Source organism: Klebsiella michiganensis (assembly GCF_015139575.1).
Lineage (GTDB): Bacteria > Pseudomonadota > Gammaproteobacteria > Enterobacterales > Enterobacteriaceae > Klebsiella > Klebsiella michiganensis.
Genome location: NZ_AP022547.1, coordinates 5,926,465 through 5,935,402, shown reverse-complemented (window position 1 = coordinate 5,935,402; position 8,938 = coordinate 5,926,465). Strand labels below are relative to the sequence as shown.

The 8,938-nt window shown below is 54.4% G+C and carries 9 protein-coding genes; 6 read left to right on the top strand and 3 right to left on the bottom strand.

Features of this window, described 5'->3' with window-relative positions:
- The first annotated feature begins 222 nt into the window (after positions 1-222).
- The 6 genes from JLG71_RS28705 to mnmE all read left to right on the top strand — a co-directional run bounded on the left by JLG71_RS28705 (position 223) and on the right by mnmE (position 4,466).
- A complete protein-coding gene (locus JLG71_RS28705) occupies positions 223-303 on the top strand; it encodes a hypothetical protein (RefSeq protein WP_418271147.1) in 81 nt (26 codons plus the stop codon).
- Between the two features lie 218 nt (positions 304-521).
- The gene (gene rpmH, locus JLG71_RS27720; protein ID WP_004871828.1) at positions 522-662 is read left to right on the top strand and encodes a 50S ribosomal protein L34; all 141 of its coding nucleotides are present in this window, start codon (positions 522-524) and stop codon (positions 660-662) included.
- Positions 663-677: 15 nt separating this feature from the next.
- On the top strand, positions 678-1,037 hold the full coding sequence (rnpA, locus tag JLG71_RS27715) for a ribonuclease P protein component (protein ID WP_004871829.1): 360 nt from the start codon (positions 678-680) through the stop codon (positions 1,035-1,037).
- Positions 1,001-1,258, top strand: a complete 258-nt coding sequence (yidD, locus tag JLG71_RS27710; RefSeq protein WP_004871831.1) for a membrane protein insertion efficiency factor YidD — start codon at positions 1,001-1,003, stop codon at positions 1,256-1,258. The genes rnpA and yidD overlap by 37 nt, the downstream gene beginning before the upstream one ends.
- 2 nt (positions 1,259-1,260) lie before the next feature.
- Complete coding sequence (yidC, locus tag JLG71_RS27705; protein WP_004855708.1) at positions 1,261-2,907, top strand: membrane protein insertase YidC; 1,647 nt, start codon at positions 1,261-1,263, stop codon at positions 2,905-2,907.
- 194 nt (positions 2,908-3,101) lie between these two features.
- Positions 3,102-4,466 (top strand): tRNA uridine-5-carboxymethylaminomethyl(34) synthesis GTPase MnmE, encoded by a 1,365-nt coding sequence (gene mnmE, locus JLG71_RS27700; RefSeq protein WP_025107558.1) that lies wholly within the window; start codon positions 3,102-3,104, stop codon positions 4,464-4,466.
- A gap of 298 nt (positions 4,467-4,764) precedes the next feature.
- On the opposite strand, the gene JLG71_RS27695 is transcribed toward mnmE, so the two are convergent.
- From JLG71_RS27695 to JLG71_RS27685, 3 genes are all read right to left on the bottom strand, one after another.
- Positions 4,765-5,265, bottom strand: coding sequence for a fimbrial protein (locus tag JLG71_RS27695; protein WP_025107557.1), 501 nt, complete (start codon positions 5,263-5,265; stop codon positions 4,765-4,767).
- Between the two features lie 11 nt (positions 5,266-5,276).
- Positions 5,277-6,146 (bottom strand): fimbrial protein, encoded by an 870-nt coding sequence (locus JLG71_RS27690; RefSeq protein WP_049104192.1) that lies wholly within the window; start codon positions 6,144-6,146, stop codon positions 5,277-5,279.
- A gap of 189 nt (positions 6,147-6,335) precedes the next feature.
- Complete coding sequence (locus JLG71_RS27685; protein WP_134897473.1) at positions 6,336-8,936, bottom strand: fimbria/pilus outer membrane usher protein; 2,601 nt, start codon at positions 8,934-8,936, stop codon at positions 6,336-6,338.
- Positions 8,937-8,938 lie beyond the last annotated feature (2 nt).

The window sequence follows — 8,938 nt, the reverse complement described above, 5'->3', positions numbered from 1 at the left end:
TGCACAAAAGGGGTGACGTGCGAACCGCTATCTGCGGTTATTACCCGATGCGGATCTCTGGATCCCGATCGGGACCGGGGATCATAGCCTAAACTGAGAAAGAGATCTTGTGTTTCTCAACAGATTCTTCCCGATTTATCCACAGGAAGGATCGAAGCTGGGTAAGTGTAATCGATCCTGGCTGGAGTGGGGCACGATTTCAGCCGCATATTGGAAAAATTAATGAACTATCCTGGTTTTGGGCTTAATCGATCTAACAAAGATCCTTTGCGATCCTTGCGCTTTATCCACCAGGTCGTATAATCCACCACCCGGCGCGTAATGCCCGTTTTCCGCAGCGTGCCATCGCCTGTTTTTTGTGCGGCAAGGTGCGAGAAATAAGGAAAGAGAATTGACTCCGGAGTGTACAATTATTACAATCCGGCCTCTTTAATCACCCACGCTGAGGCGTAGGCCGTTCGAAATTCGTTCGGATTTACGCGAAAGTCAGTGAAATTATTCAAGTTTAGGTAGAAATCGCCATGAAACGCACTTTTCAACCGTCTGTACTGAAGCGCAACCGTTCTCACGGCTTCCGTGCTCGTATGGCTACTAAAAATGGTCGTCAGGTTCTGGCACGTCGTCGTGCTAAAAGCCGCGCTCGTCTGACCGTTTCCAAGTAATAAAGCTAACCCTGAGTGGTTAAGCTCGCATTTCCCAGGGAGTTACGCTTGTTAACTCCCAGTCATTTCACTTTCGTCTTCCAGCAGCCATTACGGGCTGGCACGCCGCAAATCACCATCCTCGGCCGCCAAAATTCGCTGGGGCATCCCCGCATCGGTCTTACCGTCGCCAAGAAAAACGTCAAGCGCGCGCATGAACGCAATCGGATTAAACGTCTGACGCGTGAAAGCTTCCGTTTACGTCAACATGAACTCCCGCCAATGGATTTCGTGGTGGTGGCGAAGAAAGGGGTTGCCGACCTCGATAACCGTGCTCTCTCGGAAGCGTTGGAAAAATTATGGCGCCGCCACTGTCGCCTGGCTCGCGGGTCCTGATAGGCCTGATTCGGGTCTATCAGCGCCTGATTAGTCCGCTACTCGGGCCGCACTGTCGTTTCACGCCGACCTGTTCTCAATACGGAATTGAGGCATTGCGCAGGTTTGGATTGATAAAAGGCAGTTGGTTGACGGTGAAACGCGTATTAAAATGCCACCCTTTACACCCTGGTGGTGACGATCCCGTCCCGCCTGGACCATTTGATACCAGAGAACACTAACGATGGATTCGCAACGCAATCTTCTTATCATCGCTTTGTTGTTCGTGTCTTTCATGATCTGGCAAGCCTGGGAGCAGGATAACAATCCTCAACCCCAGCAGCAGACCACGCAGACAACGACCACAGCAACGGGTAGCGCCGCCGACCAGGGCGTACCGGCCAGTGGCCAGGGGAAACTGATTACGGTAAAAACCGATGTGCTTGACCTGACCATCAACACCCGCGGTGGTGATGTTGAGCAAGCGCTGCTTCTGGATTATCCGAAAGAGCTGAAGTCAACTGAGCCGTTCCAGCTTCTGGAAACCACGCCGCAGTTTACCTATCAGGCGCAGAGCGGCCTGACCGGTCGTGATGGCCCGGACAACCCGGCTAACGGACCGCGTCCGTTGTATAACGTCGATAAAGATGCGTTTGTGATGGCTGATGGCCAGAACGAAATCGTCATTCCTCTGACGTACACCGATAAAGCAGGCAACGTATTCACTAAAACTTTCACCCTGAAGCGCGGTGAATATGCGGTGAACGTCGGCTATAGCGTGCAGAACGCCAGCGAAAAACCGCTGGAACTGTCGACCTTTGGCCAGCTGAAGCAAACCGCCAACCTGCCGACGCATCGCGACACGCAGACCGGCGGTCTGACGACGATGCACACCTTCCGTGGCGCGGCATACTCAACGTCTGAAACGAAGTACGAAAAATACAAATTCGATACTATCGTCGATAACGAAAACCTGAACGTCAGCACCAAAAACGGCTGGGTTGCCATGCTGCAGCAGTACTTTACTACCGCATGGGTTCCGCAGAACACCGGTACTAACAACTTCTACACCGCGAATCTCGGCAACGGTATTGTGGCAATCGGCTACAAATCTCAGCCGGTTCTGGTGCAGCCGGGTCAAACCGATAAGCTGGAAAGCACCCTGTGGGTCGGCCCGGCTATTCAGGACAAAATGGCCGCCGTTGCGCCGCATCTTGACCTGACCGTCGACTACGGCTGGCTGTGGTTTATCTCTCAGCCGCTGTTCAAACTGCTGAAATGGATCCATAGCTTCCTAGGCAACTGGGGCTTCTCCATCATCGTCATCACCTTTATCGTTCGTGGCATCATGTACCCGCTGACTAAAGCGCAGTACACCTCCATGGCGAAGATGCGTATGCTGCAGCCGAAGATTCAGGCAATGCGCGAGCGTCTGGGCGACGACAAGCAGCGTCAAAGCCAGGAAATGATGGCCCTGTATAAAGCTGAGAAGGTTAACCCGCTGGGTGGCTGCTTCCCGCTGATTATCCAGATGCCAATCTTCCTTGCGCTGTACTACATGCTGAGCGCCTCGGTTGAACTGCGTCATGCGCCGTTTATCCTGTGGATCCACGACCTGTCTGCGCAAGACCCGTACTACATCCTGCCGATCATCATGGGCGCGACGATGTTCTTCATCCAGAAGATGTCTCCGACCACCGTGACCGACCCGATGCAGCAGAAGATCATGACCTTTATGCCGGTCATCTTTACGGTGTTCTTCCTGTGGTTCCCGTCAGGTCTGGTGGTTTACTATATCGTCAGCAACCTGGTCACCATTATTCAGCAGCAGCTGATTTACCGTGGTCTGGAGAAGCGTGGCCTGCATAGCCGCGAGAAGAAAAAATCCTGATTCTCTTCATTCTTCAAGCCGCAGATGCGTTGGCTTCGTTAGTTCGCCCCGGTCACTTACTTCAGTAAGCTCCAGGGGCCTCTCTAACTTGCCGCCTTCCTGCAACTTGAACTATTTCGAGAATCTACGGTAAAGTTAATGCCAGAGAAGGCGGTCAATAGACCGCCTTTTTTACATCTACATAGAGAGTCACCATGAGCCATAACGACACTATCGTCGCCCAGGCAACCCCACCGGGACGCGGTGGTGTGGGCATTCTGCGCATCTCTGGCCTGAAGGCGCGCGACGTTGCGCAGGCGGTGCTGGGCAAGCTGCCGAAGCCGCGCTATGCCGACTACCTGCCGTTTAAAGACAGCGACGGCAGCGCGCTGGATCAGGGGATTGCGCTGTGGTTCCCCGGCCCGAACTCCTTTACCGGCGAAGACGTGCTGGAGCTTCAGGGCCACGGCGGCCCCGTTATCCTCGACCTGCTTCTGAAACGCATTCTGACGCTGCCGGGCGTGCGCATCGCCAGGCCCGGCGAGTTCTCCGAGCGCGCGTTTTTAAACGACAAGCTCGACCTGGCACAGGCAGAAGCCATTGCTGACCTGATCGACGCCAGCTCCGAGCAGGCGGCGCGTTCTGCGCTGAATTCGCTGCAGGGCGCATTCTCCACTCGCGTAAACCATCTTGTGGAAGCGCTGACGCACCTGCGCATCTACGTGGAAGCGGCCATTGATTTCCCGGACGAAGAGATCGACTTCCTCTCCGATGGCAAAATCGAAGCCCAGCTAAACGACGTTATCGCCGATCTTGACGCCGTGCGCGCCGAAGCGCGCCAGGGTAGCCTGCTGCGCGAAGGGATGAAGGTCGTCATTGCCGGGCGGCCGAACGCCGGGAAATCAAGCCTGCTGAACGCGCTGGCGGGCCGGGAGGCGGCTATCGTCACCGATATTGCCGGTACCACCCGCGACGTGCTGCGGGAGCATATCCATATCGACGGTATGCCGCTGCACATCATTGATACCGCCGGCCTGCGCGATGCGAACGATGAGGTCGAACGTATCGGCATCGAACGCGCCTGGCAGGAGATTGAACAAGCCGATCGCGTGCTGTTTATGGTCGATGGTACCACCACCGATGCGACCGATCCGGCAGATATCTGGCCAGATTTTATCGCCCGTCTGCCGAAAAACCTGCCGATTACTGTGGTGCGCAACAAGGCGGATATCACCGGCGAAACGCTGGGGCTGAGCGAAGTGAATGACCACTCACTTGTTCGCCTTTCGGCGCGTACCGGCGAGGGCGTAGACGTGCTGCGTAATCATCTCAAGCAGAGCATGGGCTTTGAAACCAATATGGAAGGCGGCTTTCTGGCGCGCCGCCGCCATTTGCAGGCGCTGTCCGACGCCGCAGAGCATCTTCAGCAGGGTAAAGCGCAGCTGCTGGGCGCCTGGGCTGGCGAGCTGCTGGCGGAAGAGCTGCGCCTGGCCCAGCAGAGCCTGAGCGAAATCACCGGCGAGTTTACCTCCGACGACCTGCTGGGACGCATTTTCTCAAGTTTCTGTATTGGTAAATAAGCTCAGTATGTGAGCATTGACTAACCCGCATTAACTAATTGTTAATGCGGGTTTTTATTGTTTGTACTGGCGCGTAGTCGTGCGGGACCATCCGCGATTTTGTATTCTGAATTAAAAACGCTGTGTCATTGCTCACTTTTTACGCTAAAAATCACATCAAATGTTTAGCGGCAAGCAAAAGAACTCACGAACTGCACCTGCATAAATCATATCGAGATTTCATTACTGACCGCCTGCGGTCTGATGAAAGCACAGCGCGATAACCTGACAGGGCAGAAAAATATCTACCCTGTCATTTTCATTCATATGAGAGGGTATAAGTCGCCGTCGCATTCACCGTTCCGGGAACCACATCGCCTGTTCTGTAGAATCTGGCGCCAAGAGTAATCACTTCGCTGGTCTGTGAATTTTCGATAATTGTCCAGGAACTCCCGAGTGGGACAGGCCTGTTGTTATTGTTGGGCTCCAGTAATTGCGTACCGACCCCCTCCGCGGTACCGGTATTTACCATGACCGTGTTATTGTCACTTACGCTGGTGCCGTCAATCTGTATTATTACTTTCGTGCCGCTGATACAACTTAGCGGGATATTGAGTCCAACCTGATTAGCCGTTGAACCCACAGAAGGTAAATCCGCCCGGTCAACCGTACCCAAAGAAAGCGTGAAATCTGTAGCGCCATCTACTGTGCAGGATTGAGCCGTCAAATTTCCCGTAATATGAATATTGCCTCCGTCAGCCTCAGCCAGGGACGCTATCGCTAGCAGTAACAAAGGGAGAAAAAATAAACGCAGAAACATATTCATTCTCCTTAATCATAATCAAGCGTGTAGGTGGCGCTGGCGTCAACGGAGCCCGGGGTTAAGTCGCCCGTGCGAATATAACGCGCGGCGAGCGGTATTTTTGCCGTCGTCCCTGAACTGGTAATCGGCGACCAGCGGTAATTCAGATTGACCGGGTGATTACCGCCGCCATGCAGATCCATCACCTGCACGGAAAGTCCTTTAGCGGTACCATTATTGTTTAATATACTGGTATCACTGGTGCCAGGTTCCTGTGTGCCGCTAAGGGTAAAATAGACATTCGTTCCGGCAGTACAGCTCAGCGATATATCTTTTTCACTGCTCTCTCCCCAAGTGCTCCCGACCGAAGGCAGTTCGCTTTTTTGCACATCATCAAGCGTAAAACTCAGATCCGAGCCGCCGGAGAGGGTACAGCCGCTGGCCGACAACGTGCCAGTGAAATTAATATCGATATTTGCCGACCCCTGGTTGCCGTTCGCCTGGCCGTAACCAACCTTTCCGGAGAGCGTACCGCCGCTTACCGAATCGGCGATTTTAATTAAATTAAGCTTTGGGGTAATCGACATATAAATCATCGCCCCCCAACCGATACTGTCATCGGTTAACAGCTTTATTGACGAGCCGCTGGTTATCCAGCCGTTGCCCGAGGCCCCTTTCGTATCCGACATGCTGGCGCCAAGCTGAACGCCAACGCCGGACAAATTGGTTTTAAAAGTCAGTCGGCCGTTATAGGTTCCCGCCGAAGCCAACGACGAATAGAGATAACCATAAAAGTATTTCTCTACCGTAAATGAGGATTCACATGACGCAAACTGAACCGAATCAAACGTTTTATCGCCGCCGGTAATCGATTGTCCAACGGCCAGATCCGGCGACACCGATATCGTTTTCAGATCAACGCTCGTTGAGGCAACACTCGAGTAACACTCTGAAGCCCAGACATTCAGCGATAGCGTGCAAGCGCATCCAGCCATTACCGCCTGGCGAAAAAACCGTGTGTTTGCCTCGCGCTGCCCTGTCAACGGCGGCCTGCATGTTGTTCTGTTTTTCATTTCACCACCTTTTCTCTACTGACATTGCGCATCAAGATTAATTACGCCAGTTTTTTCACCCTCTTGCGGCAGCTGATAATGGGCATGGCACTGCGCATTTTTTCCTTTGCCCCACTGTGCCAGGATGTCGCCCTGCTGCGGCATCCCGGTCAGATACACTGAACCGCCGTCGCTAACGATGCTGTTGACGCTGTCGTCCTCTGCCAGCGTGACGGTGGCGCCGAAAGGAACGTCCGTATTCGCGTGATGCAGATGCATCAACACCCTCGCGCCGATATGCGTTTTAAACCCCGCCAGTACAATCGCCCCTTCCGTCGGCACCACCTGCGCCGTGGAGCTATCGACTTCCGCATTGTCGGCCAGGGTGCTGGTATCAAGCCTTACCGTCGTGCGGCGATACGGCGTCAGATAAGGTACGATGGCATAACCGCGCCAGTCGGTGCTGACCCCGGTGCCGTTTTCCACGGTCACATCGCTGACCCCCGGCGAGCGCACCAGCGCCAGCGACTGGATATCCTCACTCAGCGACTGCGAAAAGGTGACGCCGTAAGGGTGCACCACCACTCCGCCCTGCACGCCATAGTTCACCTGCCTGCTGTCCGGATCGTAGTTGTAACCCATGTTCGCTTCGCCCGCGCGACCGGTATAATCGACGGATAGCGTGCCGTTATTGCCGGAATTTTCATGGTTGCTGTAGCCTTCCATCACGCTATAGCTAAGGTTCGAATCCTTCAAAGCCGTACCGTACAAGCTGACCTGCTGGGTGGTGTCTCCGTGGCGGTTAGTGTTGAGGCTGTATCCGGCATAGGCTTTCGGCAGCCATTTACTCAGCGGGATACTGATATTCAACGCGCCCTGATGGTCGTCCTCTGTTCCCGGCATGCTGCTGAAGGTGTAGTTCAGGCCCAACGTCATGCCATCCCAGCTGGTGTCGTAGCCGAGGGACAGGTTTCGCTCATATCCACCTTCGTCCCAGTAATCCTGCTGGTAGCCGCTCGCATAAAGCGATCCCCAGCCCTCTGGTAGCGACTGACTGAGTGACAGCTGCCAGCGGGAACGTTTGTTATGGCTTAAGTCAAATTCATCCTGGTCGTTCAGGTCGTCATCGTGAGAATCATCGACGATTAGATCCGCCGCATCCTGAAAGCTGTAGTAGCCCTTAGTGGAATAACGGTATGCCGCCAGCGTGATCGTTGAGCCGGTGCTGAGCATACTTTTTGAGTACTGGGCGCGTATGGACTGCCCCTCTTTGTGCTCGTCATTGCTCAAATCGGCCGAGGAATAGGCCCCGTCAAAGGAGATGGAGCCCAGTTCACCGAGGGTGAATCCCATCCCCAACAGCCCGTTCTGGTAGCTATCCGCCAGCTGCGTACCGCCGTATATCGTCATATCGTACGGTAGGCCGTAGATCAGCGTCATCTGGGCGAACTTCGGCTCCTGACCATCGCTGTTGCTGCGGTATTTACCGCCGGTGAAGTCATACTTAAGATGCCCTTCGCGCTGCATGATTGCCACGCTGGAGAACGGCTGGACGAAGCTGCGTTCGCTGCCGTCTGACTCTTTAATCGTTACCAGCAGGTCGCCGTTTGTGGAGTTTGGGTAGAGATCGTCGATCTTAAACGGCCCCGGCGGTACCTGCTTCTGGTAAATCACGCTATTATTCTGGCGAATGGTGACCGTCGCGTTGCTGGTTGCAATGCCATGTACCGTTGGCGCAAAGTTGCGCAGACTGTCAGGCAGCATGTCATCGTCTGAAGAAAGCTGGACGCCGCGGAACGTAAAACCGTCGTAAACATCGGAAGGAGTGGTCGCATCGCCCAGCGTTAACAGCCCCTGTACGGCCTGCACGTCGCGTTGTAAAAAGGTGTTAATGGAGCTCCAGTCGCTTTCGCTGCTCCCGCCGCTGCTAACGTCTTCGCCGCTTGTGGTGTCGTGATATTCCGGCGATTTGCTGTAGGTCCAGGTGCTGTAGTTTCGCAGCCGCCACGCGCCCAGGTTAATGCCGCTGTGCAGGTTCAGAAAATAGCTATCTTCCCTTCCAGAATCGTTCTCGTCGCGCCAGGTGTTTGAACCGTTAAAGTCATAGCCCAGCAGCAGCGCCGGCACTCCTTCATCCCACAGCGTCGGGCTGACGGAATCCTGCGCCGCGCTGTTGACGTCAGCCTGCGGTATGGTGAGATCCAGACGCATCTGGCTGTAATCGAGTCTGATCTGGCTATCCGGGACGGTTGCAGCCAGATCGTTGATACTGTTCTTGTTCCGCAGCGTATCGATATCACCAATCTTAATACCCCACTGCGCCAACAGCGCGGGGGTCACCACAGGCGTAAGCTGCCCATGTTTATCCTGCACAAAGTCCAGCGTTTGCGTGTCAACCTGCTCATGGTTCACATAAACGTCTACGTGGTAGCGACCCGGTAGCTGTGAACCGGGTTGGGAAAACTGGCTGAGATCAACGTTAAGTTTGGGTCCACTGGTCTCCAGCGCCGCCATATCGAACTCATCCTGAGCCAGCGCGCCCTGCGTTCCATACAGCGCTAAAATAATAATGCAGGCAAGCGGTTGTAATAAAAAAGCGCTGCTTTTGCCCGCTACGTCTATGGATGGTTGAGACATGA

Excerpts from the sequence above, each read along its gene's own strand:
- JLG71_RS28705 (WP_418271147.1), top strand. The coding sequence starts at position 223 with ATGAACTATCCTGGTTTTGGGCTTAATCGATCTAACAAAGATCCTTTG.
- rpmH (WP_004871828.1), top strand. The coding sequence starts at position 522 with ATGAAACGCACTTTTCAACCGTCTGTACTGAAGCGCAACCGTTCTCAC.
- yidD (WP_004871831.1), top strand. The coding sequence starts at position 1,001 with ATGGCGCCGCCACTGTCGCCTGGCTCGCGGGTCCTGATAGGCCTGATT.
- yidC (WP_004855708.1), top strand. The coding sequence starts at position 1,261 with ATGGATTCGCAACGCAATCTTCTTATCATCGCTTTGTTGTTCGTGTCT.
- mnmE (WP_025107558.1), top strand. The coding sequence starts at position 3,102 with ATGAGCCATAACGACACTATCGTCGCCCAGGCAACCCCACCGGGACGC.
- JLG71_RS27695 (WP_025107557.1), bottom strand. The coding sequence starts at position 5,265 with ATGTTTCTGCGTTTATTTTTTCTCCCTTTGTTACTGCTAGCGATAGCG.
- JLG71_RS27685 (WP_134897473.1), bottom strand. The coding sequence starts at position 8,936 with ATGTCTCAACCATCCATAGACGTAGCGGGCAAAAGCAGCGCTTTTTTA.